The organism is Maribacter sp. HS (assembly GCF_048059195.1).
In the GTDB taxonomy this organism is placed as follows: domain Bacteria; phylum Bacteroidota; class Bacteroidia; order Flavobacteriales; family Flavobacteriaceae; genus Maribacter; species Maribacter dokdonensis.
The window spans coordinates 366,685-390,287 of sequence record NZ_JAYLVV010000002.1 but is presented as its reverse complement, the minus strand read 5'-3'; the positions used below and the strand labels follow the sequence as shown (position 1 = coordinate 390,287).

Genomic DNA, 23,603 nt, shown 5'->3' with positions numbered 1-23,603 from the left:
TTTTTTCTTAAGGACTTTTTTCCTTTACTATGTAAAAGCCACCTATTTAGGTGGCTTTTCTAATTTATATACTTAAGGGGAAACTGTGCGTATTTAATTTTATCAATTTTCACTGGTTTTATGGTTGATAAAAGCTATTTCATTAAGAAAAACGCAAAATTTTAAGATAGATTTTCCTACTTTCTTAATAATGGGTTCATCCTGCAATTTTCTTCGTTTATAGTCCATTTTTTAGCTAATTTAAAGTGCAATTTAACTCAACTTAAACACTTATTAATATGCAACTAAATGGTAAAAATGTACTCATTACAGGGGGTACTCGCGGAATTGGAAAATGTATGGTTCAAAGCCTTATAAAAGAGGGAGTAACCAATGTAGCGGTAATCGCTCGTGACAAAAGTAATCTCAAGCAATTAGCAGAGGAGTACCCTGAGGTGAACTTTATGAAGATAGCCGGTGATGTCGCCAATATTGAAATATTGAGAGATGCCGCAGCCCGTATAGAAGATAAATGGGGGCATCTGGATATTTTGATCAATAATGCAGGTATAGTTGCGGCTGGTCCGTTAGAGGATATACAAGATGAAGATCTGTACGATCAAGTTGCCGTCAACCTTACCGCTGTTATGTTATTGACAAAGTACTGTATTCCATTGCTGAAGTCATCTGAAGATGCATATATTTTAAACATTTCTTCGGGATTAGGATTGATCGGAATGCCGTTCTATGCTGTCTATGGTAGTACCAAAGCTGCAATACGTCAGTTTTCAGATTCTATGAGGCGCGAATTAGCTCCTTTTAAAGTATCGGTTACCTGTGCTTTTCCAACGGCTACGGATACCGAGATGATGCAGAAGTTTAAAGGTAGAAAAATGGATGCACCTGAGTATGTAGCAGAGCGATCATTAGAAGGTTTATTTAATAAAGAACTTCAAGTAATTTTTGGCGGTGAAGATCGACTTAAGGAAAATACCCTGAATTTTGAAGCACCCCAAGAATTGGATAAAAAGGTTGCCGAGAATTATGAGGAACGTAAAACCGCTAGTTTAGATCATAAAGCCGTATGATTTTTACTGGGAAATAAATAAACGGCACACAATTATGAAATTACTTTACAAATTTTCACTTTTATCAGTTTTAGCAGTAATCGTATCCTGTAAAGAAACTCCTAAATCAGTTGATAAAGCTACCAAAGAAGTGGTTGCGGAATCTAACGTTATTTCTTATCCGGATTCATGGGTAAATTCAAGAGTTGAAAAAGCGAAAAATAGATTGAATGAAACCGAGGCGGGTAAAATAATATGGAACGCTATGGAAGCGCATGGTGGATTGGATACTTGGTTTGCCAATGGTCCTCTAACTTTTCGTTTCAATTATCAGCCTTTAGACGGGAAAACGGCAAGAGATAGCTATCAAACGGTAGATACTTGGAGCAACCGTGCGGTACATACAAGTGCTACGGATAGTTCGGCTAAATTTGGGTGGACTGGTGAAAAGGCTTGGGTCATGGCAAAGGACAGTACGGCATTTGCCTATGATACTAAATTCTGGGCATTGACACCCTTATGGTTTGTTGGTCATCCGTTTGTTTTAAGTGGAGAAGGAGTGAACTTAGAGCTATTGGAGCCTACTACCTTTAAAGATAAAGATTACAATGTTGTAAAAGTAACTTTTGATGCAGGCACGGGCGATGCACCGGACGATTACTATATTCTTTACGTGAATAAAGAAAGCAATAAGATTGCGGTAATGAGATACATTGTTTCTTACCCGGAATATTTTAAGGACGGTGGTCATGCTCCAGAAAAATTCACTGAATTTATTGGTGAGCAAAAAGTTGATGGTATTACCATGCCCGGCGGATTTAAAACGTATTGGACAGTAGAAGGTAATCAGCCTGGTGAGTATATAACCAAAATTGATTTTACCGATGTCTCATTTGAGAATGATCTGCCAAAAGACTTTTTTGATGCTCCGGCAGATGCTAAGATTTTGAATTAAGAATATAGCTTAATTAATAGAATAAAAAATCCCAAAGGTAACTTTGGGATTTTTTTATGCTATGTGGTTATACTTTATAGCACTAAACTTTTTGTGCTTTGTATTGTGAAGCAACAGCAGCGCCTATAATACCCGCGTGGTTCTGTAATTCTGCAGGTATGACCCTGGTCTCTATTTTTATTTTTGATTTGAACTCTTTAAAATCCTTTGAGGCACCGCCGCCAAGTATTATTAAATCTGGAGATACGATCAATTCTACATACTCTAAGAATTTGTTGAATCTTTTGCCCCATTTTTTATAGGAGAGTCCTTCACGGTCCTTGGCTGATCCCGCTGCCCATTTCTCAATTTTGCTATATTTTTTATAGGGAATTTGTCCTAGCTCAAAATTAGGAATCAATCTTCCGTCAAGAAATGCGCCACTTCCTAAGCCGGTACCAATGGTAATCATTACTACAAAACCTTTTTCTCCTTTTCCGGTACCATAGTTCATAGTAGCGTATCCAGCAGCATCGGCATCATTGATTACGGTAAAATCCAATCCGGTTTTCTTTTCCAGTAATTCTTCTACATTAACACCTAACCAACTTTTATCTAGATTACCTGTGGCTTTACAGATTCCGTTTTTAATAATAGTAGGGAAACCACAGCCCACTTTGCCTTTGTAGTCAAAATGCGTTACTATCTGGGCTATTACATCTGACATTGCCTCGGGTGTTCTGGGTATGGGAGTGGGTATTCTAAAACGTTCTGAAATCATTTCTCCGGTTTCAGAATTAACTAACGCTCCTTTAATTCCAGAACCACCTACATCAATACCAAGTAAAGTCATTTTATATTTTGTTATGAATTACAAAGAAACGAAAAAGTTTCGGCTCTTTGAAGTGCGATTATTTAGTGTGTTTTTTACGTTTATGGATGTCTATAATTTATAGCATAAAAAAAGGACCTTTTTAGGTCCTTTAAGTGTTTTATTCGGGCATTAGCAAGTTTGTAATCGTGCTTACTTGAATTTCCTCATCATCCTCGTCCATCTCTAGATCAATCGTAAAAGTAATAGAGAACTGTCTACCTACGAACTTAGAGCTGTTAAGGTCGTACTTTGCACTTACTCCATTGGCAACGTTGTTGAATTCAACACGTTCTCCTTCGTCGTCAGTGAACACATAAGTACCATTTATGAAGCCTTCATAGGTGGCGTTCATAGTGCTTTCGTCTTGCCCGTATGCGGTCAAGGTAGAAATGGAAACGAACAATACAATTAATAGTGATTTCATTTTTTTCTTGTTAAGTTAATTATCGATTTTTTTGCCTGATTTTAGTCCTGTTTTTAGGTCTAAAATTCTGAATACAAATGAAATCTAATTAGTTGAATAACGATTAATTTTATCATTTTATTATGAAAGATTTTTATAATGTTAAATAGCTGTAAACCAGTTCGCTAATTTTTGAATAATGAAGTAAAATATTTTTGGATTACACTATTTAATAGAAAAATTACGTACTACCTTTACTATATTAAACATTAATATACATTGAAAAACTATACATCTCCTCTACAATTTACGCTGGTTGCCATAGTGTGTTTTTTAGCATCTAATTTTGGTTATTCGCAAGACAGGGTATCTACTGATAATATTCAACAATGGGTTCAAAAATATAAGGCAGATATAAGGGGTCCGTATAAAGATATTCGTTGGTTCTGTACGGATGGTAGTATTAGACAACCAAAAGATCCCTGCCCGGATAATATTGGTCCTGGCGTGCAACATGCCCGCTACAAAGATGAAGTGGTCTCCTTGGGTGGGAACAATCATATCTATTTAGGTCAAATTTTGGCATATACGGATATTGATCAGCTGTGGGATGCCGATCATAACTACTCGCGCTTAAAACAATATCAATTGGATAAGTATTTGCGTTTGGTAGATAATGGCTGGATCAATCAAAAAGGGCAGTTCTATAGAGGCTCGGTACAGGTAGAAGACGAAGAGGCATGGGGAATCGATTTTTATAAAACTATTTTGGCAGATGATAAAGTTCTCCTCCATAACTTTTATCTCATACGCCAATCTTTAAAAGATATTCCCCATAACGGTGATGATAATGTTGCACAATTAATGCGAAGCCAGTCCAAGGTAATTTCGGATATGTACACACCGTTTATGGACCTTAGAACCAAGATCCATAGTCAGCCGGAAAAAGCCGATATTCAAAAAGTAGTAGATTTTAAAACGAAACATCAAAAATCATTGACAACCGATTTAAATAAGAAATTAGACGGATTGGTAACTACAATGAATACGTTTTTTAAACCGGTTGATGTTCAGGCGTTGCTAAACACATCTAAGTTGGTAAAAGGGACTTTATTGGGAGATAAAGTACAATCTTTTATAAATGCAAAGGCAGATAATGACAACCCGTCCTATATAGTGAATGAAACGGCTCAATTACTTTTAGATATCAGGGAGGATCTGTTAACAGAAAAGCGGTCCTTGGCACGTTTGCAGTTATTGGATATTTCTTTGAAGTTAGAAGAGTTGCTATTTCAAAACGCGCCTAATTGGGAGCCCGATACGGTTAGTGGTCAGTTAGAAAAAATATGTGCATTGACCACGGCATCTGTGGGTGCCGGCTATCTGGAATTGTGGGAGTGGGAGCAGATTTCTGGTACGCTCAGTAAATTTGGTGAAAGTAAATTGACATTGGCAGAATTGACACAAGTGCTAGAAACGGCAAGATCTGCCGTGGAGTGGAGCGCAGCGACAGTTAAAGCCAATTATCAAGAAGTAGTAAATACGTATACAGCTTTTGAGCCTAAGTCTTATGCATTTATAGATGATAGAATTAGGGGTTCCGTTGCTTTGCATTTAGGGCAAAGTGTGGGGCAGTTGGGCGATTTTATATCTAAAGAATCGGCTTTGACCAATATGGTTATGGATATTACCAATCAAAGTACCTTCAGGGGATTGAACCCTGGTTATGCCTTTGGTGAACTGGTCGTAGTGGATGGTTCATCTGAAGATATTGAGGTATCGGCAGATAAAATTTATATTTTTCAGCGCTCTCCGTCAGACCTAAAACCTGTGGCAGGTATAGCCACTGTGGCTGAAGGTAATATGGTATCGCACGTACAATTATTGGCGCGTAATTTAGGTATACCCAATGCTGCCCTATCCGATCAGAATCTTCAGAGTTTAAAGAAGTATGATGGTGACCGTGTATTTTATGCGGTTTCAAATAAAGGGAACGTGATCTTAAAACCAGAAGCGCAAATGACAGATCAAGAACGCGGACTGTTCCTAAAGAAAGAACGAAATACCGATAAGATAGAAGTGCCAGTTGAGAAAATTCAATTAGGTACTACAGATGTGTTGAACATGCGAGATGTTGATGCCAGTGATTCCGGAGCCTTATGCGGACCAAAAGCTGCTAACCTTGGTCAGTTGAAAAAGATGTTTCCAGAGCAAGTTGTGGAGGGGTTGGTAATACCTTTCGGGATCTTTAAAGATCATATGGATCAAACCATGCCTGGCGAAAATACTTCGTATTGGGAGTTTTTAAATAGCATGTTTAAAGAGGCTGAACGCATGAGAGGTGCAGATGTGCCTGAACCCGAAGTTGAAAATTATCAATTAAGACAATTGGAGACGCTAAGAACGGCAATTAAAAAAATGCCTTTAAAAGAAGATTTTAAAAATCAATTGGAGACTAAATTTAAATCGGTTCTTGGTGCTGAATTTGGTAAGGTTCCTGTATTCTTACGTAGTGATACCAATATGGAAGATTTAAAGGAGTTCACCGGTGCCGGACTAAACTTGACTTTATTCAACGTGCTGGACAAAGAAAAGATAATTGAGGGTATTAAAGATGTTTGGGCATCGCCATATACAGAACGAAGTTTTAAATGGCGCCAAGTGTATTTGTTGAATCCAGAAAATGTATTCCCTTCTATTTTGGTGATCCCAAGTGTAGATGTAGATTACTCGGGCGTTTTGATCACAAAGGGAATTAATTCAGGTAATGATAAAGACTTGACCGTTGCATTCAGTAGAGGTGCAGGAGGCGCTGTTGATGGACAGTCAGCGGAAACATATACTATTTATAGTGATAACGGATATCGCTTATTGGCTCCTGCGCGTGAAGCATTATATAATACGCTTCCCGTCACAGGTGGTACGGGCAAAAGAATAGCCACTTTTGAGCACAGGGTTTTGAATGAAAAGAACATGGCTGATATTAAAACCTTGGCAATGACCATTAGAGAAACAATGCCAAAAGAAACGAATTCGGATTATGAGGGTGCTTATGATGTGGAATTAGGTTTTAAGGAAGACAAATTATGGTTGTTTCAAATAAGACCGTTTGTTGAAAATAAAAAAGCGTTGAGTTCTGGGTATCTGGAATCCATCACCCCAAAAATTAATACGGCAAAAGAAATTTCGCTGAGTACTAAAATATGATATGAACAGAAATTCGTTTTATTTGTTAGCCATGTGTTTTCTTGTTTTTATAGCTTGTAATTCAGATGATGATGTTACGGTAATGGATGAATTACCTGCAATAAGTACGGCAGGCTTAAACACCTTTGGTTGTCTGATTGATGGACAAGTATTTGTGGCAAAGAAAGAGGAATTCTGTACGGATTGTGATTACGAGACCGAGCTGAATTTAACATATGAAAAGACTTCAGATGGGTATAGATTTGCTTTAGCTACATCTAATAAAGTAGATGGAGAAATTTCTATGCAATTGGAGGTGTATAGCGACGAAGATTTTTTGAATGAAGGAAAATACTCTTTATCAGAAACTACTTTAGAGAGTAATGATACTCCTCTCTCCAATGCTAAGTGTGTTATTGATAAAAAGATAAAAGGGGTCGCTCTTGATTCAGAATTTTATACCAATAAAAGTATTGGAGGTGTTTTGGAAATTATTAGAATTGACCAGGAAAGTAAATTTATTTCCGGAACATTTTACTTTTCGGCATTAGATGATAACGGGCAATTTGTAAACGTTAGTGATGGTCGATTTGATGTTACATATAACAATTATTAAAAGTTGGTTTAGGAATGAGTATGAAGAAAATTATAGTATTGTTAGTGATTGTTTTAAGTGCATCCGCATTTACAACATACAAATATTACCCAATTGATGGTTACGAGCGCACAGGTATTAAACGCTTAAAACGATTGGAGCTGATCAAGAGCGGAGAGATTAAAGATGCATCGGCTTTACCTGTCGGTGCCATGAAATCGTACAACGATATTCAATTGAATTTGCTGTCAAGAAAGAATGATAGCGCAATGGGTCTAATGCAGGTAGATGCAGATTTTCAGAAGGAGATCAGTGTCTTGTTTCGTGGTTTGGATAAAAGTTATTCGTTAACGGTTTTAGATATATCGGACCCAGAAAATGTTCGCTACGCAGAACGAAATGAGACTGCTGGCTATCAGCCAGGTTCTGTAGGTAAGTTGGCTGTGTTATTGGGCTTGTTCACACAGTTGGAAAAAATTTACCCAGATTCATTTGAAAAAAGAACGGAGCTACTCAAGAATAAATCCGTTAAAGCCGGAGTTTGGGGCTTAACGGATGAACATACCATTCCTATCTATAATATTGAAAAGAATACCTTGGTAAAACGTCAAGTAATTGCCAGCGATGTGTTCTCTTTATATGAATGGGCAGATCACATGTTGTCTGTGAGCAACAACGGTGCGGCAAGTATAGTATGGAGAGAGGCGCTGTTAATGGCAGCATTTGGTGAAAAGTATCCTGAGCTGACACAAGAAGAGGCGGATACTTATTTTAAGGAAACTCCTAAAAAAGAGCTGACAGATTTGAGTAATGATGTGGTTAATTTGCCTTTACGTGAATTAGGCATTACATCAGATGAATGGCGGTTGGGTAGTTTCTTCACTAGAGGTGCAAATACCTATGTGGGCGATAAAGGCGGTAGTATAGGTTCACCACAGGGTTTAATGAAATTCTTGGTTCAATTGGAACAAGGTAAGGTGGTAGATGAAGCATCAAGTTTAGAGATGAAACGATTAATGTATATGACCGATCGTAGAATTCGCTACGCACAGTCACCGGCATTGAAAGAAGCCGCTGTATATTTTAAGTCGGGCTCTTTGTACAAATGCGATAGAAGCAAAGGTGAGGCATGCGGAAAATACATGGGCAACGTTACCAATTTCATGAACTCGGTCATCATTGTTGAACACCCGGATAATTGTAGGTATATGGTGGTGTTAATGACAAACGTACTTCGTAAAAACTCTGCCAGTGACCATATGTATTTAGCGGGTAATATTGATAAAATTATTAGAAAATAGATTTACGATCAATCAGTTTTCTAATACATATTATGATTTAAACTTGTTATGTAGTTCCTCTACAATTGTGGCTACTTTTTTGTTTTTATCAATTCTATCTAGAACTATTGCAGAATTTTGACGTTCCTTACAGTTTTTAATGGCGCAGCGCTCACAAGTAACGCCAACTTGCTGCGTTTTAATACTTGGATCGTTTAAAAACTTCACTTTTTTAGAAAGTTGTTTGTTCATTAAAAGTCCAATGCTGATACTTCTGTATTGATTGTCCTTAAATGGATCCTTTGTTGCAGATGATAATACAATGTACTGGTTGCCCTCGCCTTGGTAATTAGATATTTGAATATCGAATTCATGCTCTTTTTGACTCATTTTAATATCGTTCAAGACCTTTAAAGATACCCAACGACGACAATAATGCTCATTGGTTTCATTTGCTCTGGGCGAATGTTGATGAGAAAGATGAAGTTCTTTTTTTAGATGGTATTTTTTGCTGCCCAATCTATGGGTAAACCTTAAAAAGAAGAGATTTTGTATCGCAAAAAAATTAGGTAGAATATTGGTTAATCGCTGGTAAAAAGATTCTGGCGATGCATTATAATTGTCAATTATAGACAAGAACTTATCTGCATTAAATTTTCCTTCTTTAAATACCTCTTCTAATTGTGGAGTCAGCTGGGTTTTGGGTATTAGTAGGGCGCCTGCAAAATAAGAAGCGTAAAAATTATTCAATACTTGGTCAAAATTTTCAAATTTTATCCAAGGAAAAGAATAAAGTCTATCTGTATATGCTAAAAAGTTATAACCTATTTCTTTTGCATAAATAAAAGCACGTTGAGCTTCATTAATATCCGCAGAGAGCAGTAAAGTTTTAGTTTCCGGAACAAAAAGAGATCTTAGGTTTTCCAAAGCCTCGTATTTTTCTAATTCTCCATTGTTAATACTATATCCATATTCTTCTATTAGTATTTCTTCTAAGTCTTTTGAAGAAAGTTTTTTTGATAAATCTAAATGATAGGCTTTTGCAAATTTGAGAACCTCTTGCTCTAAATTTTCGAAATAGTTGTTGTTCGCCTCTTGGTAAGAACGTAAAGACGCTAAGAAAAAACTTTCTCTACTAAAACTATAATGTTGTGCAATTTCTATAATGGTACTTATGAATGCATTGACTTTTGCCGGGGCGTTAGCTACAATATCAATTAAGTCACTTTCTTTAATGCCAAACAGATCAAGTGGTATTTCTTTTAAAATTTTAGACTGTAATAAATCACCAATAGGGGCAAGATTCTTATCTAGCTTTAAAGAAACCATTTGATCATAGGGTACCTCTAATTTTTCAGAAAGTAAGATGATCTTATCAGGTTTCGGATATTTTTTTCCTTTCTCGATCTCATTAAGATAAGATTTAGAAAGTCCGCAAATTTTAGATAAGCCAAATAATGACAAATCCTTTTCTGTTCGTATCTGCTTAAGTTTTAAGCCGAAAATGAGTTTTATATATTCTTGTTCCATATTGAGATTTTAAAGATACTATATTTTGCGTACATCAGAAATAAAGTGAATTTTATCTATTTAGCGAACGTTCGCTTGTTTTGTAAAATATTTTATTTTATCATTGTGTCAACAAAAACTTTTAATAATGGAAAACACGATTTTAAAACATCCGAAAATTCAGTTCGCGAATCAGGTTCAGCATTACTATCCTGAGATTTTAACAGACAACGCTTTAGCGTTTCTTACGGCACTCCATGAAAACTTTAATGAGAAGAGATTACAGTTGCTTAAAAACCGTGAAGTCCAGCAAGAAGTCTTTGATAGTGGTAAGTTTCCACAATTTCCAAAAGAGACGAAAACTATTCGTGAGGGAGTTTGGACTGCAGGAGGTATACCAGAAGATTTACAGGATAGAAGAGTGGAAATTACCGGTCCGGTTGATCGTAAGATGATTATTAATGCTTTAAATTCCGGAGCTAAAACATTTATGGCAGATTTGGAGGATAGTAATTCTCCTAGTTGGAAAAACAGTATTGAAGGGCAACAGAATTTAATGGATGCCAATACAAAGACCATTAGTTTAACAGATACAAAGAGGGGGAAATCATACCGATTAAATGAAGAAACGGCTGTGCTTTTAGTGAGACCAAGAGGTTTGCACTTAAATGAAAGACACTTGTTGATTAATGAAGAAGAGGCTTCTGGAAGTTTGGTAGATTTTGGGTTGTACGTTTTTCATAACACCAAGACCATGATGGAAAAAGGAACGGCACCTTATTTCTACCTTCCAAAATTAGAGCACTATACAGAAGCTCGTTGGTGGAATGAGGTTTTTGAATATGCCCAAGAGTATCTAAACGTGCCAAAAGGTACATTTAAAGCAACTGTTTTGGTAGAGACCATTACCGCTAGTTTTCAATTGGACGAAATCATTTTTGAATTGAAAGATCATATCGTAGGATTGAATTGTGGTCGTTGGGATTATATTTTCTCATACATTAAAAAGTTTAGAAACCACCCTGGGTTTGTGGTGCCCAATAGAGATCAGGTTACTATGACTACCCCGTTTATGGATGCCTATGCAAAATTGGTCGTTCAAAGATGTCATAAGCGTGGCATACTTGCTATTGGCGGTATGGCGGCTCAAATCCCTATCAAGAACAATGATAAAGCCAATGCGGAAGCTTTGGAGAAAGTGCGAAAAGATAAGGAGCGCGAAGTACAAAATGGTCATGATGGTACATGGGTAGCACACCCTGCACTAGTAGAGGTTGCTATGAGCGAATTTAATAAGCACATGCCTACACCAAACCAAATGCATGTTTTACGTGAAGATGTAAACGTGACGGAGGAGGATTTGGTTGAGATCCCAAGAGGAACTATTACGGAATCCGGAATAAGGAAAAATATCAACGTAGGTATTTTGTACACCGAAGCTTGGTTAAGGGGACATGGTGCAGTGGCACTATATAATTTAATGGAAGATGCCGCAACGGCTGAAATATCGAGAACGCAAGTATGGCATTGGTTGAAGAATGAAGTTATTCTTGCCGATGGGCGCCAATTGAATAGTGATTTGTTTACAACGATATTCGATGATGAGGTTGAAAAGCTAGTTACCGTGGTTGGTGAAAATAATATGAAGAACACCAAATTTGAGTTGGCTATAGAGTTATTCGATGAGCTGGTGGTTTCAGATGATTTCGAAGAATTCTTGACCTTACCTGCCTATAAATTCATTTAAATAAAACGATCCTGCCATTGCGGCAACAATGTACAGGATCTCATTATTAATAATAACGTAATTCAAAATTATGAAAAATTTAGAACAAAGCATGTACAGTTCGGCATTGGAGACTGTAAGAAATCTAAAGCAAAAGTACGGGGATACTTGGAATGACATCAACCCTGAAAATGCTGCTAGAATGGTCGCTCAAAACCGTTTTAAAACCGGTTTGGATATTGCAAAATATACAGCTGACATTATGAGAAAGGACATGGCGGATTATGATGTAGACCCGTCTAACTATACACAATCTTTAGGTTGCTGGCATGGTTTTGTGGCTCAGCAAAAAATGATTGCCGTAAAGAAACATCACAAAACTACAAATAAAAGATACCTATACCTTTCTGGTTGGATGGTGGCGGCCTTGCGTTCAGAATTTGGACCATTACCAGATCAATCTATGCACGAGAAGACTGCAGTTTCTGGTCTAATTGCGGAAATCTATGATTTTTTACGTCAGGCAGATGCTATTGAATTGAACGATTTGTTCAGAAGATTGGAGAAAGGGGAAGACGTTCAAGATGAAATCGATAATTATGAAACCCATATTGTACCCATAATTGCCGATATAGATGCTGGTTTTGGTAATGAAGAGGCTACTTATTTATTGGCTAAAAAAATGATACAAGCGGGTGCATGTGCCATACAAATAGAAAATCAGGTGTCAGATGCTAAACAATGTGGACATCAAGATGGTAAAGTAACCGTACCTCATGAAGATTTCGTAGCAAAACTAAATGCAGTACGATATGCTTTTATTGAATTGGGAATTGACGATGGGGTGATCGTAGCAAGAACGGATTCTGAAGGTGCGGGACTTACCCAGAAATTGCCGGTAAGCCAAGAGCCGGGTGATTTAGCTTCACAATATTTAGCTTTTGTAGAGGCAGAGGAAATTGCGATTTCAGAGGCTCGTGAAGATGATGTACTATTAAAAAGAGACGGTAAATTGGTGAGACCGGTTCGCTTACCAAACGGATTGTATAAATTTAGAGATGGTACTAATATAGATAGGGTAGTTTTAGATTGTGTTACCAGTTTGCAAAATGGTGCAGATTTACTGTGGATAGAGACACCAACACCTAATGTAAAACAGATTGCCCATATGGTAAACAGAATTAGAGCTGTAGTACCTAATGCAAAATTGGTTTACAATAATTCTCCATCATTCAACTGGACATTGAATTTCCGTAATCAAGCGTATGATGAAATGCTTGCCGAAGGTGAGAACATGACCGAATATGATAGAAATAATTTAATGGCAGAGGAGTATGATGATACTGAGCTGTCTTACAGGGCAGATCGTAAAATTAGAAGCTTTCAGGTAGATGGGGCTAGAGATGCCGGTATTTTTCACCACCTAATTACACTACCAACATATCATACTACGGCTTTACATATGAGTGACCTTACCAAGGGTTATTTTGGTGAAGAAAGTATGCTGGCATATGTGAAGGGAGTGCAAAGACAAGAAATTCGTAAAGGTGTTTCTTGTGTAAAACATCAAAGAATGGCTGGGTCTGATCTTGGTGACGATCACAAATCTTTCTTTGCGGGCGATAAAGCTTTAAAAGCAGGTGGCGAAAAGAATACGTCTAACCAGTTTGATGCCGGTGCCAAAAGTAAAAAAAGAGAAAAAGAAGTAGGTGTTTTGTCTTAATATTTGTGGTTTTGCTAACTTTCCTTAAATGGGTCAACCTACGGGTTGACTCATTTTTTTTTGTTTTAAATTATCAATGTACTAAAACCAAGTTAAATATTTTTTTATAACAAAGCACTTGCTTAGTTTTGTAGTGTAATTAGAATTAATGGCACGCAAAAAACAATATAACGAAGCTGAGGTCATAGAAAAGGCTATGCGTCTGTTCTGGCGTAATGGCTATGAAAGTACTTCCGTTCGTATGTTGGAGAAAGAAATGGGTATTAATCAGTTTTCCATTTATGCCAGTTTTAAGAATAAAGAGGGTGTTTTTCTAGAGAGCATTAAACTTTATAATGCAAAGATCAAGTCTATAACTAATATCTTGGAAAACTCTACTAATGGAGTAGAGGGTATTAAAAATTATTTTTTGGATTTTCTAGATTTCTCTAGGGAAGGAGCCATTTTTAAAGGTTGCTTGGTAACCAATACGGTAAATGAGATCAAAGAAGATACTAATCCGGTAATCATGGCCGCATTAAAACGGTTTTCATTAAATATTAGAAAATTGTTTGTAAGGAATCTAAAACAAGACGACCAAAGGGATGTAAAAGAAATAGAAGCGCAAGCAGACTATTTAATGAACGCTCTTTTAGGTCTATCAATTTCATCTAAAGTATTTAATGAGGAGGAATTAAAGGGCATTATTAAAATTACGTTTTTACACTTATAACATTTTTTTTGAACAATAACTAAGCGATTGCTTAGATTTAACATAACTATAATAAACATTAAAATTAGAAAGAGTATGACAACTTTAAAAGTACACAACATTGAATCTGCACCTGAAGGTAGTAAGCCATTATTAGAAAATTCTCAAAAGTCATTTGGAATGATTCCTGGTCTTCACGGGGTATTGGCGGCATCACCAAAAATTTTGGAAGCATACCAAACGTTACACCAATTATTTACTGAAACTTCTTTCAATGAAGAAGAATTGACTGTGGTTTGGCAAACGATAAACGTAGAGCATGCATGTCACTACTGTGTACCGGCACATACTGGTATCGCCAAAATGATGAAAGTTGATGATGCCATTACAGAAGCATTACGTAATGAAACACCGTTGGCCGATGCAAAATTAGAGGCCTTAAGAACAATGACTTTGACCATTGTGCGTAACCGTGGTAATGTAACACAAGAGGACCTTGATGCTTTTTACGCTGCAGGTTATGGTGAGCAACAAGTATTGGAAATTATCCTAGGATTATCACAAAAGGTAATCAGTAACTATACAAATCATATTGCACATACACCAGTAGATGAACCTTTCAAGAAATTTGAATGGTCTAAATAATTTGGTTTCAAGTTCCCCGAAACCATTTGTTGATTGATTGTTGATAGCCTTCTGTCTTAAGGCAGAGGGCTATTTAATTTTAATAACCTAAATACATCAAAATGAAAAAAATAGCAATAAACGGAATGGGGCGTATAGGTCGCGCTTCTTTAAAGGTAATTTTGGATAATCCAGAGTTAGACTTAGTAGCGGTAAACGACATTGTTTCCATAGAGAATATAGCTTATTTATTAAAGTATGATTCGGTTTATGGAATTTATGAAAAAGAGGTTACGCATGATGAGAACAATTTGATCATTGATGGAAAAAAAATTCAATATAATTCGCAACGCAATCCTGAAGATTTGCCTTGGGCAGAACACGAAATTGATGTTGTAATAGAAAGTACCGGTTTCTTTACCAAGAGTGAAGATGCCAAAAAACATATTAAAGCTGGTGCTAAATCCGTTATTATATCTGCACCTACTAAAAGTGAAGATATACCAACGGTTGTACACGGTGTAAATACGGATGCAGGTGAGACCAATATTTTCTCATGTGCCAGTTGTACTACCAATAACATTAGCCCGGTTGTAGAAATATTAGGGCGTAGAGTGGGTATTAAAAAAGCCATAATGACTACCGTACATGCGTATACTGCATCTCAAGGTATTGTAGATGCGCCTTCACAAAAGAATTTTAGAATGGGTCGTGCGGGTGCCGCTAACATTGTACCTACGTCAACAGGTGCGGCAATTGCAACAACAAAGGCATTACCGGAATTTGCGGGTAAGTTTGATGGTGTTGCACTACGTGTGCCAATTCCTGTTGGGTCAATGTCAGACTTAACTTTTGTTACAGAACGTGAAGTAACTCCTGAAGAAGTAAATGCTATTTTTAAAGAGGAAGCGGCTACGGATAGGTATAAGAATATTTTGGATACTACAGATCAACCTTTGGTTTCTTCTGATATTGTAAAGAATCCGCATGCGTCTACCGTAGATTTGGGGATGACCAGGGTAGTAGATGGCGATTTGTTGAAAGTGATGACCTGGTACGATAACGAATGGGGATTCACCAATCAAATGATACGTCAAATTTTGGCAGAAAACTAAATTAGATAGCTAATCTTGACATAAAAGATTGGCTATCTTTATTTATCAACTTAAATAACAAACAACATGATAAAAGTATCCGTAATGTATCCGAATAGCGAAGGCGTAAAGTTCGACACGGAATATTATAAGAACACACACTTGCCAATGGTTCAAAAATTAGTGGGCAGTGCATTGAAAGAATTGGAATTGGATTTAGGTGTTGGAGGCAGAGCACCGGGCGATGCTGCGCCATACGTAGCCATTGCTCATTTAAAATTTGATGATGTAGCTTCATTTCAAGCTGCTTTTGGTCCGCATGCGGCAACATTTGCAGCGGATGTCAAGAACTATAGTAATGTGCAAGGTGAAATTCAAATTAGTAATTTGATTACATTTTAAGTGATGAAAGAGAAATTGAAAATAGATATTGTATCTGATGTAGTTTGCCCTTGGTGTGCCATTGGGTATAAACGTTTGGAAAAAGCAATTGAAGAACTGGGAATTGAGGACCAAGTAGAAATTGAATGGCAACCGTTTGAACTGAATCCGGGTATGCCGCCAGAAGGTCAAGATCTGACCGAACATATTACCGAAAAGTATGGTTCTACTTTAGAACAGCAACAGGAATCGCGTGAAAACATGACTGATATCGGAGAAGAACTAGGATTCAAATTCGACTATTTTGAAGGTATGCGTATGGCAAACACTTTTGATGCTCATGTGCTATTGGAATATGCCAAAGATTTTGATAAACAGACCGAACTGAAATTGCGACTAATGAATTCGTTTTTTGGTGAGCGAAAAGATGTATCTGATAAAGATGTTTTAAAGCAAGCGTTACTAGATGTTGGTTTAAATGCAGATGAAGCATTGGCCAGGTTAGATAATGAAGAAGCTAGATACGAGGTAAGAAACAAGCAGGGCGAATGGAAGAATTTGGGTGTTAATTCAGTACCTACTATAGTTTTTAACATGAAAAGTGCCGTAACGGGTGCGCAACCTGTAGCTACTTTTAAGCAAGTACTGGGAGAACTTATTTCCGAATAAACCAAATAAACTTTTGAATCATGAATATTTCAAATAAAATTATATACTACGTAGCCACAGGTATTTTTACCTTGGTAATGCTATTTTCTGCAAGCATGTATTTTTTTAATCATGATTACGTGAAAACGGCTTTTCAAAGTTTGGGCTACCCAACCTATTTAATTTATCCGTACGCTACGGCTAAACTAATAGGCTTGTTCGCTATTTGGAATCCAAAGTTTTACTTGATTAAAGAATGGGCGTATGCCGCATTTTTCTTTGCCGTTGTACTGGCATTTTTTGCGCATATAATGGTAGGTGATGGTGAACAGACGGCAGCCGTTATTGCCTTGCTTTCATTGATCATTTCATATATCTTTAGTAAAAAGGTATAATGGAAATGAACAATAGGGAAATACATAAAACTATGGTAGATGGGTCATTAAAGGGTATTCGTCCTAAAGTCTTGTTCTTTGATGTAAATGAAACCCTATTGGATCTTAGCGCAGTTAAAAAAGAAGTAGGTAATGCATTAGGCGGTAGGGAAGATTTATTACCGCTTTGGTTTACCACCATGCTACAATATTCATTGGTAGTTTCCGCCAGTGGAACTTATGAACCGTTCGGTCATATTGGAGCGGCGGCATTACAAATGGTAGCGGCAAATCATAACATTGAAATTTCAAAAGATAATGCTCGTAGGTTAATAGGCGAGTCCATAAGTAATTTACCTGCACATCCAGAAGTAAAAGAGGCGCTTATAAAGTTAAAAGCGGCAGAATACAAGTTGGTAGCGTTTACCAATTCTTCTAAGATATTATTAAAGAAGCAATTTGAACATGCCGGGCTAACCGAGTATTTTGATGAACTTTTGAGTGTTGAGGAAACCGGAAAATTTAAACCATTTACGGAAACCTATACTTGGGGAGCCCAAAAAATGGGCGTACTCCACAATGAGTGCATGCTGATTGCCGCCCATGGCTGGGATGTGGCAGGTGCACAATGGGCAGGCTGGCGGGCAGCCTTTGTAAATAGACCTGGGCAACAACCCTTTCCTTTGGCTAAACAAACAGAAATTTTTGAAGACAATCTGCTACAAGTAGCCAAAACATTAATGACTTATGATTAATGGTCTGGTCAAAATAATGTAAACAACAGCACCGTACATTGTACGGTGCTGTTGTTTTATATAAGGTGTCAAAATAAAAAGTGGACAGATTATGTATATTTGACGCACCATTAACTAAAGCGTATACATATGTTTAAAAGAACACTAGTAATTGCATTCGTTGCCATTTCATTAATTTCTTGTTGGAAAGATAAAAGTCCGGAAGACCTAATTCGTTTAAAGGATAAATTTAAATCGCAGGTAAATGCTTTTGAGAACAAAAAGGAAACCGCAAACAAAAATGTGAACAAAGGTCTGGAATCCTTAAATGCATTAAAGAGTGCCTTAGAGGATACTAAAAATGAAGATAAGGAATTTGCAAAAGTGTATGGAGACTGGGAGAAAGTGGACCGTAGGGTTAAAAACCTGACGAAGGAATATGAAGACTTAAAGGAAAAAGCTTCCAATTTATTTACGGCTATGGAAACCCAAACCAATAGCTTAAGCGATGAGACCAGTAAAAAAACCTTGTTAGGGGCAATTGAAAAAGCACGTACAAAATATAATGGTACACTAGCCAATACCTCTAAAGCGATTGATAAATTAAGATTACTGCATGGCGATGCCGTTGAGGTAGTTAAAGCATTGGAGGTAGCTGCAGCACTTAATTCTTTTGATAATATCAATGATCAAATGAAAAGCATTGAAGGTCGTGTAGATGGAATAATGAGCGAGCTGAACGTTGCTGTTGTAGAAAGTAAAAAACTGTACGAGAAAAAAATAACAGAGTTAGGAGAAGAGTAGCATTACACTTTCTTTTAAAATAAAAAGCCAGTATTTTTAAAATACTGGCTTTTTTATTCAATTTATTTACCGAAAGTGATTTAAAAAGTTAATCCGTTCAAAGAAAATACTGTTAATCTCCCATCACATTTGGTAAAAACCTTTGTTAAATTAATAAAAAACATTTTAAATATTCTTAAAACCTAAAATCACATATTGTGTACCATCATAAGGACCTCGCCAAAATATTACTAGATGTTAGTCATTTAAATTGCTATCTTTTGGTGAAAATAGGAATCATTGATGATTACGCCAATGCGCAATTGATCAAATCTTTTTTAAACATGAAAAAAATATTGTTATTTATAATATTGGCAGTAGCGCTCTTAAGTTTTAAGAAGTTAGAAAAAAATGGTTCTAAAGAAAAATTGACTGAAACTGAATTGAAGTCTATCAAAGAAAACTACAATTGGATTTCTAAAGAGTTCTTGATTATTAATTTTAGAATGCCAAAAAGCAGTTGTCATTATAATAATTATTCAGATTTAAAAAAATCTTCTACATGGTGGACTAGTTATTATGCTAAAATGAAATTAGTTAACGTGCACAACGTGTTTGTATATTCAGATAAAAAGAAGGCAAAAAAGATTATTGATTCTAAAGCTCATTTTGAGGATGTCAATTCTTTTGTATTAAATAACTTTTTTTCTAAAAGCAAAGCTTGTTATGGAATTGTTGTCGTTAATGAAAGTGGAGAGTTTAAGAAAAAAGCTGGAGAATATACGCAAGAGAATATTTTAGAATTAATTAATTGCCTGAAATAACTAGATTTCAAATTAGCAGTGAATATATTTTTTAAAGTGATTTCGTAAATTGAATTATTAAATGGAAGGATAGTAATGAGTTTTAAGAAGTCATGAGTCAATACTTGTAATTATGAAGGTAACACCAGAGAAAAATGAAAAGGTTGCAAATATGATTTTTGCATCTATTTACCCACTTTATTTGGCTAGATTAGAAAAGAACGGACGAACAAAACAAGAACTTGATCAAGTAATAGAATGGCTTACCGGTTTTGATAACAAAATGGTTCAGACGTTTATTGATGAAAAAGTGACTTTTGAAGTGTTTTTTCAAAAAGCTAAAATTCACCCTAATGCACATTTGATCAAAGGTGTGGTATGTGGTTATCGTATTGAGGAAATAGAGGATGAGTTTGAAGTCTACAAACGATGCAGGCAAATGGAAAAGCTAATTGATGAGTTGGCCAAAGGACGTAAAATGGAAAAAATTTTACGTGTAGAAAAGAAATAGCTGAATTTTATAGGAAGCTATTTTATGGTTCATTGAGTATAATTGCCTTAAAGTATTTGTCAAAATGTTTAATAGATTTGTCTTAAAATAATTGGCATGTCGGTTTATCAAAAGATATCTCAAATAGGTTCTAAGTTCTTTCCACAAAGTAAGCTTTTTAAGTATGGTTTCAATTTATCGCCTATGTACAAAAGAAGTACGGCGAAAATAATCAATGTTTCAGATGACCTCTTAAGCATTACTATTAAGCTACCGATCAGCTGGAAAAACAAGAATTATGTTAATTCCATATTTGGCGGTAGTATGTTTGCAGCGGTGGATCCCATACCTATGGTTCAATTAATGAATTTGATCGGTGATGATTTTGTGGTTTGGGATAAATCTGCCGAAATAAAATTCAAAAGACCAGCAAAAGAAGATTTGTATGCAGATTTTGTTTTCTCCAAGAATGAGCTCGAAGAAATAAAGATTAAGGTAGCTACACACCAAGAATGGGAGGTTTTAAAAACCACCCATCTTACCAATAAAGAAAAGACTCAAGTATTCTGCGAGGTTCATAAAACCATTTATGTAGCCGATAAGGAATTTTATAAGGCGAAGCGTAAAAAGAAATCTAAAAAAGGGTAGTTTTAAATTGTAGGAGCGATGTAATTTGTGTTGAGTTTATTTCAACTAAAATTAACAATCTCAACCTAATTTTTATAGACTGGTCAAAATTTTTTGAGTTAAAAATCATTTGAATTTTTTAGGATTAATTTGGTTTTCTAGTGTTAAATTAAGGTATATTCATTGATTGAAATTTTAATGGTCGGTAATACCCCCTTTTAAACTGATGCTAAAAATGACAACCTTATTCTCAAAAGAGACCATGATGAAGTTGAAAGCCCTAATCGCTTCCGCAAAAACATATGTTGTACTGTTAATTTTGGCTATAGGGCTTCTATTGTATACGGTGAGCGTAGGTTACAAGCAGGTAAATAGACTTCATGAAACCGGAGATATGGTTGCGCATACATTAGAGGTGCAGCGTACTATTGTAGAACTTTCGGCTAAATTTCAAGAGCTGGAATCCTTACAACTAAAGGTTCTTTTAAAAGAGGATAGTAGCAACTTAAGTGGTATTGTAGTTTCAGAAATGGAGCAGACTCTAGAGAGGTTAAAGCAGCTAACTTCAGATAACCAGGCCCAACAAGAGCGTGTAAAGGTCTTGGAACAATTGTGCGATAAAATTAGTAGTGAGGTAAATACGGTAGAGTCTACAGATAGTATTGCTGTCATTGATAATATAGAAGCTAAGGATAGTGTAGAGATCAACTTGGCAAGCAAAAGGTATCAGCGTATTGGTAGAATCTCTAAAATTGTAGAGGAATCTCAGATTCTTAAAGAGAGAATGCTATCCGAAGAGAATTATTTAATGGTGGCCCGTAAAGAGGAATACACTTCTCAATCATTTTTGACACCTATGTCATCATTATTGGTAGCTATTACCGCTTTAGGTATTTTTCTAATTGGCTTTATTAGTATTTACAAACAAAAAGGAGAGATTCAAGAGGTTAACAATCAGGTTTTTAATCAGAACAAAAAATTACAGGAAACTGAAGAGTTTTTAAAAGGGGTATATAAAAGTTCTAACAATGTTATTAGTCATTTTGAGCCTATAATGGATGGTGAAAAGAACATTGTAGATTTTCAGTTTAAATATACCTCAGACGCTATTGAGAAAGTAACAGGTACGGAACAAGAAGATATTATAGGTAGCTCGCTTTTAGATAAGTACCCTATGGTAAATGAGAACGGACTTTTTTCATTAATGAAAGATTGTTACCTGAATGGAGAAACACAAGAACATGAAAGTGTTTACATGTTTGAGAACCAAACGAAATACATTCATAATACTATTGTAAAATCTGCCAATGGTATCACCAACACCGCGTGGGATACTACCAAGGTCAAAGAAGCTGAAAAGGTTCTACAAAAATTAAATGAGGACCTTAGCCTGCAGAATACCATTTTTAAACAAGCGGAAAATGTAGCAGGTGTGGGTAGTTTTATCTGGTACCTGGATGACGGTAGTGCTACGGTTTCCGATAATTTCTACAGAATACTTGGGGTTAAGCCCAATAGTTTTGATGTAACTTTTGATGCCTATAAGGAGTATGTACATGCAGATGATATTTCCATATTTGAATCTCTAGGGACCAATACTGAAGATAGCGGTAAATCAACGGTTTTCACTTATAGGGTTTTCACTAAAAATAAGGGAATTAGATATCTAGATCTAAAAGGGAGAAATTTGGAAATTGACAATAGACCGGTTTCCGTGGGTATTGTACAAGACATCACAAGTAGAATTGAAAAAGATAGAGAACTTATTGAGAGCTATGAAAAGCTCAAACAAAGTAATGAAGAATTGGAGTCTTTTAATAGGGTAGCCAGCCACGATCTACAAGAGCCATTAAGGAAAATACAGATGTTTATTTCTCGCATAGAGGATGATGAAGAAGGTAAGACACCCAATGCAGGTTCAGCTTATTTCAATAAAATTAAGGCAGCTACATTTAGAATGAGAGAGCTCATTCAAAACCTATTATCGTATTCACGGATAGACAAGATCAATTCTAAATTTGAGCAAATAGAATTAAACGATACAATTGAAAAAGTTGAAGACGAGCTTTCGCAATTGATAAAAGATACAAAAACAGAAATCTCATATTCCGGCTTACCGCTGTTATATGGTATTCCTTTCAAAATTGAACAATTATTTACCAATTTGATCAGTAACTCCATCAAGTATAGAAATAAAGATATTGCGCCCCAAGTACATATTGTATCGGAGAAATTAAGAAGTGATACCATTGCCGAAAACTTTGTAAAGAACGCCGAGTATTATTATAAAATTTCCCTGCGTGATAATGGTATCGGTTTTGATCCTGAATTTGCTAGTAATATTTTTGAGGTTTTTCAAAGACTACATTCTAAGAACGAATATTCGGGTACGGGTATAGGTTTGTCTATCTGTAAAAAAATAGTTGAAAAACACAATGGTTATATTCATGCCGTTAGTAAAAAAGGGGAAGGTGCTACTTTTATTATTTACTTGCCCATACAATAATGCATGGTAGATTGCTCCTTTGAAAAGCGGTTGGTCATATTGTTTTGAATGCGTTATTTTAGAAGCCGATAAAGACATTTAACAATTATGAATTTAAATCAGGTAACCGTTCCTTCCTTAAATGTTGAAAATGCTATTCTTTTTTATGAAAAATTAGGATTAAAATTAATAGTAAAATCGCTTCCCAATTATGCAAGGTTTGAGTGTCCGGATGGTAATGCCACTTTTTCCATTCACCTAACAGAAACATTGCCACAGGGAGATGGAGTCTATGTTTATTTTGAATGTGAAGATCTAGATGCTCATGTAGCCTCACTTAAAGAGAACGGTATCCAATTTGAAAAAGAACCTACCGATGAGAGGTGGTTATGGAGAGAGGCAAGATTAAAAGACCCCGATGGCAACCAGCTCATTTTGTTCTATGGTGGTGAAAACAGGCTAAATCCGCCATGGCGAATTAATTAAAGCATTGAATTCAGCAAATAGGAACTGCCTTTGCATTTATAAAACCATATAAAATTGTATAATTATAACAATGTGTTGTATATATAAAAAGGGGGTCCGTAATGTTT

Annotated in this window: 23 protein-coding genes; 20 read left to right on the top strand and 3 right to left on the bottom strand. The window is 36.0% G+C overall.

Annotation, left to right across the window (positions count from 1 at the left end):
• The first annotated feature begins 278 nt into the window (after nucleotides 1–278).
• Nucleotides 279–1,067: an SDR family NAD(P)-dependent oxidoreductase gene (locus tag VBZ51_RS01810; protein WP_416575875.1), complete on the top strand. Its 789-nt coding sequence runs from the start codon at nucleotides 279–281 to the stop codon at nucleotides 1,065–1,067.
• Between the two features lie 34 nt (nucleotides 1,068–1,101).
• Complete coding sequence (locus VBZ51_RS01805) at nucleotides 1,102–2,001, top strand: DUF6503 family protein (RefSeq protein WP_416575874.1); 900 nt, start codon at nucleotides 1,102–1,104, stop codon at nucleotides 1,999–2,001.
• Nucleotides 2,002–2,083: 82 nt separating this feature from the next.
• Here the strand turns inward: VBZ51_RS01805 and ppgK are convergent, their stop codons facing one another.
• Nucleotides 2,084–2,833 (bottom strand): polyphosphate--glucose phosphotransferase, encoded by a 750-nt coding sequence (ppgK, locus tag VBZ51_RS01800; RefSeq protein WP_091606323.1) that lies wholly within the window; start codon nucleotides 2,831–2,833, stop codon nucleotides 2,084–2,086.
• 139 nt (nucleotides 2,834–2,972) lie between these two features.
• Entirely contained in the window at nucleotides 2,973–3,278 is a 306-nt protein-coding gene (locus VBZ51_RS01795) for a hypothetical protein (protein WP_058103706.1), read from the bottom strand.
• Nucleotides 3,279–4,298: 1,020 nt separating this feature from the next.
• On the opposite strand from VBZ51_RS01795, the gene VBZ51_RS01790 reads away from it, so the two are divergent.
• Genes VBZ51_RS01790 through VBZ51_RS01780 form a run of 3 tightly spaced genes read left to right on the top strand, consistent with a single transcriptional unit; the run spans nucleotide 4,299 to nucleotide 8,339 of the window.
• A complete protein-coding gene (locus tag VBZ51_RS01790) occupies nucleotides 4,299–6,464 on the top strand; it encodes a PEP/pyruvate-binding domain-containing protein (protein WP_416576257.1) in 2,166 nt (721 codons plus the stop codon).
• 1 nt (nucleotide 6,465) lies between these two features.
• Nucleotides 6,466–7,059 (top strand): hypothetical protein, encoded by a 594-nt coding sequence (locus VBZ51_RS01785; protein ID WP_416575873.1) that lies wholly within the window; start codon nucleotides 6,466–6,468, stop codon nucleotides 7,057–7,059.
• A 20-nt stretch (nucleotides 7,060–7,079) separates the two neighbouring features.
• Nucleotides 7,080–8,339: a serine hydrolase gene (locus VBZ51_RS01780; RefSeq protein ID WP_416575872.1), complete on the top strand. Its 1,260-nt coding sequence runs from the start codon at nucleotides 7,080–7,082 to the stop codon at nucleotides 8,337–8,339.
• 30 nt (nucleotides 8,340–8,369) lie between these two features.
• Here the strand turns inward: VBZ51_RS01780 and VBZ51_RS01775 are convergent, their stop codons facing one another.
• Entirely contained in the window at nucleotides 8,370–9,848 is a 1,479-nt protein-coding gene (locus tag VBZ51_RS01775; protein ID WP_416575871.1) for a helix-turn-helix domain-containing protein, read from the bottom strand.
• Nucleotides 9,849–9,975: 127 nt separating this feature from the next.
• Between VBZ51_RS01775 and aceB the strand changes: the two genes are divergently transcribed.
• The 15 genes from aceB (at nucleotide 9,976) to VBZ51_RS01700 (ending at nucleotide 23,496) form a co-directional block, all read left to right on the top strand.
• Entirely contained in the window at nucleotides 9,976–11,574 is a 1,599-nt protein-coding gene (aceB, locus tag VBZ51_RS01770) for a malate synthase A (protein WP_416575870.1), read from the top strand.
• A gap of 70 nt (nucleotides 11,575–11,644) precedes the next feature.
• Nucleotides 11,645–13,276 (top strand): isocitrate lyase, encoded by a 1,632-nt coding sequence (locus VBZ51_RS01765; RefSeq protein ID WP_416575869.1) that lies wholly within the window; start codon nucleotides 11,645–11,647, stop codon nucleotides 13,274–13,276.
• A gap of 148 nt (nucleotides 13,277–13,424) precedes the next feature.
• Complete coding sequence (locus VBZ51_RS01760) at nucleotides 13,425–13,988, top strand: TetR/AcrR family transcriptional regulator (RefSeq protein WP_416575868.1); 564 nt, start codon at nucleotides 13,425–13,427, stop codon at nucleotides 13,986–13,988.
• A gap of 75 nt (nucleotides 13,989–14,063) precedes the next feature.
• Complete coding sequence (locus VBZ51_RS01755; RefSeq protein ID WP_058103702.1) at nucleotides 14,064–14,612, top strand: carboxymuconolactone decarboxylase family protein; 549 nt, start codon at nucleotides 14,064–14,066, stop codon at nucleotides 14,610–14,612.
• Between the two features lie 101 nt (nucleotides 14,613–14,713).
• Entirely contained in the window at nucleotides 14,714–15,706 is a 993-nt protein-coding gene (gap, locus tag VBZ51_RS01750; RefSeq protein WP_416575867.1) for a type I glyceraldehyde-3-phosphate dehydrogenase, read from the top strand.
• A 66-nt stretch (nucleotides 15,707–15,772) separates the two neighbouring features.
• Nucleotides 15,773–16,087 carry an EthD family reductase gene (locus VBZ51_RS01745; protein ID WP_091606303.1) on the top strand — a complete coding sequence of 105 codons (315 nt, stop codon included), beginning with the start codon at nucleotides 15,773–15,775 and terminating at the stop codon, nucleotides 16,085–16,087.
• 3 nt (nucleotides 16,088–16,090) lie between these two features.
• Nucleotides 16,091–16,735: a DsbA family oxidoreductase gene (locus tag VBZ51_RS01740; RefSeq protein WP_416575866.1), complete on the top strand. Its 645-nt coding sequence runs from the start codon at nucleotides 16,091–16,093 to the stop codon at nucleotides 16,733–16,735.
• A 20-nt stretch (nucleotides 16,736–16,755) separates the two neighbouring features.
• A complete protein-coding gene (locus VBZ51_RS01735; protein ID WP_416575865.1) occupies nucleotides 16,756–17,109 on the top strand; it encodes a DoxX family protein in 354 nt (117 codons plus the stop codon).
• A gap of 5 nt (nucleotides 17,110–17,114) precedes the next feature.
• Nucleotides 17,115–17,843, top strand: a complete 729-nt coding sequence (locus VBZ51_RS01730) for a haloacid dehalogenase type II (RefSeq protein WP_416575864.1) — start codon at nucleotides 17,115–17,117, stop codon at nucleotides 17,841–17,843.
• Between the two features lie 129 nt (nucleotides 17,844–17,972).
• Nucleotides 17,973–18,626 carry a hypothetical protein gene (locus VBZ51_RS01725; RefSeq protein WP_071341468.1) on the top strand — a complete coding sequence of 218 codons (654 nt, stop codon included), beginning with the start codon at nucleotides 17,973–17,975 and terminating at the stop codon, nucleotides 18,624–18,626.
• A gap of 263 nt (nucleotides 18,627–18,889) precedes the next feature.
• Nucleotides 18,890–19,429 (top strand): hypothetical protein, encoded by a 540-nt coding sequence (locus tag VBZ51_RS01720; RefSeq protein WP_416575863.1) that lies wholly within the window; start codon nucleotides 18,890–18,892, stop codon nucleotides 19,427–19,429.
• Between the two features lie 112 nt (nucleotides 19,430–19,541).
• Nucleotides 19,542–19,919, top strand: coding sequence for a DUF2200 domain-containing protein (locus VBZ51_RS01715; RefSeq protein ID WP_416575862.1), 378 nt, complete (start codon nucleotides 19,542–19,544; stop codon nucleotides 19,917–19,919).
• A gap of 96 nt (nucleotides 19,920–20,015) precedes the next feature.
• A complete protein-coding gene (locus tag VBZ51_RS01710) occupies nucleotides 20,016–20,546 on the top strand; it encodes a DUF4442 domain-containing protein (RefSeq protein ID WP_416575861.1) in 531 nt (176 codons plus the stop codon).
• A 214-nt stretch (nucleotides 20,547–20,760) separates the two neighbouring features.
• Nucleotides 20,761–23,031 (top strand): ATP-binding protein, encoded by a 2,271-nt coding sequence (locus tag VBZ51_RS01705; protein ID WP_416575860.1) that lies wholly within the window; start codon nucleotides 20,761–20,763, stop codon nucleotides 23,029–23,031.
• An 87-nt stretch (nucleotides 23,032–23,118) separates the two neighbouring features.
• Nucleotides 23,119–23,496, top strand: coding sequence for a VOC family protein (locus tag VBZ51_RS01700; protein ID WP_416575859.1), 378 nt, complete (start codon nucleotides 23,119–23,121; stop codon nucleotides 23,494–23,496).
• Nucleotides 23,497–23,603: the final 107 nt, after the last annotated feature.

Coding starts and splice junctions, on each gene's coding strand:
- VBZ51_RS01810 (WP_416575875.1), top strand. CDS start 279: ATGCAACTAAATGGTAAAAATGTACTCATTACAGGGGGTACTCGCGGA.
- VBZ51_RS01805 (WP_416575874.1), top strand. CDS start 1,102: ATGAAATTACTTTACAAATTTTCACTTTTATCAGTTTTAGCAGTAATC.
- ppgK (WP_091606323.1), bottom strand. CDS start 2,833: ATGACTTTACTTGGTATTGATGTAGGTGGTTCTGGAATTAAAGGAGCG.
- VBZ51_RS01795 (WP_058103706.1), bottom strand. CDS start 3,278: ATGAAATCACTATTAATTGTATTGTTCGTTTCCATTTCTACCTTGACC.
- VBZ51_RS01790 (WP_416576257.1), top strand. CDS start 4,299: ATGAATACGTTTTTTAAACCGGTTGATGTTCAGGCGTTGCTAAACACA.
- VBZ51_RS01785 (WP_416575873.1), top strand. CDS start 6,466: ATGAACAGAAATTCGTTTTATTTGTTAGCCATGTGTTTTCTTGTTTTT.
- VBZ51_RS01780 (WP_416575872.1), top strand. CDS start 7,080: ATGAAGAAAATTATAGTATTGTTAGTGATTGTTTTAAGTGCATCCGCA.
- VBZ51_RS01775 (WP_416575871.1), bottom strand. CDS start 9,848: ATGGAACAAGAATATATAAAACTCATTTTCGGCTTAAAACTTAAGCAG.
- aceB (WP_416575870.1), top strand. CDS start 9,976: ATGGAAAACACGATTTTAAAACATCCGAAAATTCAGTTCGCGAATCAG.
- VBZ51_RS01765 (WP_416575869.1), top strand. CDS start 11,645: ATGAAAAATTTAGAACAAAGCATGTACAGTTCGGCATTGGAGACTGTA.
- VBZ51_RS01760 (WP_416575868.1), top strand. CDS start 13,425: ATGGCACGCAAAAAACAATATAACGAAGCTGAGGTCATAGAAAAGGCT.
- VBZ51_RS01755 (WP_058103702.1), top strand. CDS start 14,064: ATGACAACTTTAAAAGTACACAACATTGAATCTGCACCTGAAGGTAGT.
- gap (WP_416575867.1), top strand. CDS start 14,714: ATGAAAAAAATAGCAATAAACGGAATGGGGCGTATAGGTCGCGCTTCT.
- VBZ51_RS01745 (WP_091606303.1), top strand. CDS start 15,773: ATGATAAAAGTATCCGTAATGTATCCGAATAGCGAAGGCGTAAAGTTC.
- VBZ51_RS01740 (WP_416575866.1), top strand. CDS start 16,091: ATGAAAGAGAAATTGAAAATAGATATTGTATCTGATGTAGTTTGCCCT.
- VBZ51_RS01735 (WP_416575865.1), top strand. CDS start 16,756: ATGAATATTTCAAATAAAATTATATACTACGTAGCCACAGGTATTTTT.
- VBZ51_RS01730 (WP_416575864.1), top strand. CDS start 17,115: ATGAACAATAGGGAAATACATAAAACTATGGTAGATGGGTCATTAAAG.
- VBZ51_RS01725 (WP_071341468.1), top strand. CDS start 17,973: ATGTTTAAAAGAACACTAGTAATTGCATTCGTTGCCATTTCATTAATT.
- VBZ51_RS01715 (WP_416575862.1), top strand. CDS start 19,542: ATGAAGGTAACACCAGAGAAAAATGAAAAGGTTGCAAATATGATTTTT.
- VBZ51_RS01710 (WP_416575861.1), top strand. CDS start 20,016: ATGTCGGTTTATCAAAAGATATCTCAAATAGGTTCTAAGTTCTTTCCA.
- VBZ51_RS01705 (WP_416575860.1), top strand. CDS start 20,761: ATGACAACCTTATTCTCAAAAGAGACCATGATGAAGTTGAAAGCCCTA.
- VBZ51_RS01700 (WP_416575859.1), top strand. CDS start 23,119: ATGAATTTAAATCAGGTAACCGTTCCTTCCTTAAATGTTGAAAATGCT.